This is a genomic window from Nocardia sp. NPDC004722, from assembly GCF_053601505.1.
Map to the genome: position 1 here is coordinate 1 of NZ_JBSGBY010000911.1, position 2341 is coordinate 2341.

The following is a 2341-nucleotide window of genomic DNA, read 5'->3' on the forward strand; positions in this document are numbered from 1 at the left end:
CGGTCATGGCCCGGGTCACCGCCACCCACGGCGTACTCCTGCTGGACCTGTCGGCCCGCCCCGACTGGGAACTGCCCGCCACCTGGACCGAGGACGGCCTGCACCCCAGCCCGACCGGTCACCGCCTGTTCGCCGCCGCCGCGGCCGAACTCATCGCGTCCACCACCGCCACCATCGTCGCCGCCTGAGCGACACGGCTCACCACACCCTGGTTCGAGAGGATTTTCCGTGACGGACGACAGACGCCTGGCGCACGACCCGATTGCGATTGTCGGGATGTCGGGGCTGCTGCCCAAGGCGCGCAACCATCGAGAGTACTGGCAGAACATTGTCGACGGTGTGGACTGCACCGAGGATGTGCCCGCCTCGCGATGGAGCCTGGACGACTACTACGACGCCGATCCGGCCGCGCCCGACAAGACCTATTCGCGGCGCGGGGCGTTTCTGCCCGATGTCGATTTCGATCCGCTCGAGTTCGGGCTGCCGCCCAATCAGCTCGAGGTGACGAGCACCATGCAGACGCTCAGCCTCGGTGTGGCGCGCGATCTGCTGGTCGACGCGGGCGCGACCGGGTCGTCCTGGTACGACCCGGCGCGCACCGGCGTGGTGCTGGGCACCACCGGGCCGGTACCGCTCATGCATCCGCTCGCCGCCCGGCTGTCCACTCCGGTGTTGAAGGAGGCCGCGCGGTCGGTGGGGCTGTCCGACGGTGACGCCGACGCCATCGCGGACCGCTTCGTCGCGGCTTTCGCGCCGTGGGAAGAGAATTCGTTCCCGGGGTTGCTGGCCAATGTGGTCGCGGGGCGGGTCGCCAATCGGCTCGGGCTGGGCGGCATGAACTGCACCGTCGACGCGGCCTGCGCGGCCTCGTTGGCGGCGATCCGTACGGCTATCGCCGAATTGCGGGACCGGCGTGCGGATCTGATGATCACCGGTGGTGTGGACACCGAGAACACGATCTTCATCTACATGTGCTTCAGCAAGGTCGGGGCGCTGTCGCACGGCGGGCGGATCAGCCCGTTCGGGTCCGGCGCGGACGGAACGCTGCTGGGCGAGGGCATTTCGATGCTGGCGTTGCGGCGGCTGGAGGACGCCCGTCGTGACGGTAACCGCATCTACGCGGTGATTCGCGGGCTCGGATCGTCCAGTGACGGCCGCGCCAAGAGCATCTACGCGCCGGTTGCGGCGGGCCAGCGGGTGGCCCTGGACCGGGCTTACGCCGATGCCGACTGCTCACCGGCCGATGTCGAGCTCATCGAGGCGCACGCCACCGGCACCGCGGTCGGGGACAAGACCGAATTGACCGCGCTGAAAGGGCTGCTGTCGGAGGCGAGTCCGGAGCCGCGCTTCGCGGCCCTGGGCAGCGTGAAGTCCCAGATCGGGCACACCAAGGGCGCGGCGGGCACCGCCAGCGTCATGAAGCTGGCGCTGGCGCTGCACCAGAAGGTGCTGCCGGGAACCATCAACGTGGAGGCCCCGAACAGCGAGATCGCCTCGGAGACAGCGCCTTTCTACGTGAACTCGCGGACCCGGCCGTGGATCCTGGATCCGCGGCGGCCGGTGCGCCGCGCGGCCGCGTCCGCGATGGGGTTCGGCGGCACCAACTTCCACCTGGTGCTCGAGGAGGCCGACGGCGAGCGGACTCCGCTGTTGCACCGCACGCCGCGCGCGCACCTGTGGCACGCGCCGGACGTGGCGGGCCTGATCGAGGCGGTGCGCGACACCGAGGGCACTGACGGCGGTGACATTCCTGAGCAGCACGCGCGCGTCGGATTCGTCTCGCTCGACGACGACTCGGCCGCGGACCTGCGGTCGCTGGTGATCGAGGAACTGACGCGCAATCCCGAAGCGCCGCACTGGGATCACCCCGAGGGCGTGTACTTCCGCGCCGCCGCGCTGCCCGACCGCAAGGTGGGCGCGCTGTTCGCCGGACAGGGCAGCCAGTACGTCGACATGGGAGCCGATGCGGCCCTCAACAATCCGCCCGTCGGTGCCGCGTTCGATGCCGCCAACGCGGCCTTCGCCGACGCGCCGGTACGGCTGGGCGCGGTGGTGTTCCCGCCGCCCGCGTTCGACGACGAGACCCGCGCCGAGCAGGACGACGCGCTGCGCCGGACGGAATTCGCGCAGCCCGCCATCGGCGCGCTGTCGGCGGGTCAGTTCCGGGTGTTGCGCGAGTTCGGCTTCCGGGCCGACGGCTACCTCGGGCACAGCTTCGGCGAGCTCACCGCGTTGTGGGCTTCCGGTGCCGTGGCCACCGAGGACTTCTTCACCCTGGCCCGGGCGCGCGGCGCGGCCATGGCGGTCCCCGAGGGCGTCGAGGCGGGCACCATGGTGGCCG

General features: G+C 70.9%; 1 protein-coding gene and 1 pseudogene. Both read left to right on the forward strand.

Features of this window, described 5'->3' with window-relative positions:
• Positions 1–188: pseudogene (locus tag ACWELQ_RS43905) on the forward strand (SGNH/GDSL hydrolase family protein); the annotation flags it as partial.
• Positions 189–228: 40 nt separating this feature from the next.
• A partial coding sequence (locus ACWELQ_RS43910) for a beta-ketoacyl synthase N-terminal-like domain-containing protein (RefSeq protein ID WP_452402889.1) occupies positions 229–2341 on the forward strand: 2113 nt, incomplete at its 3' end.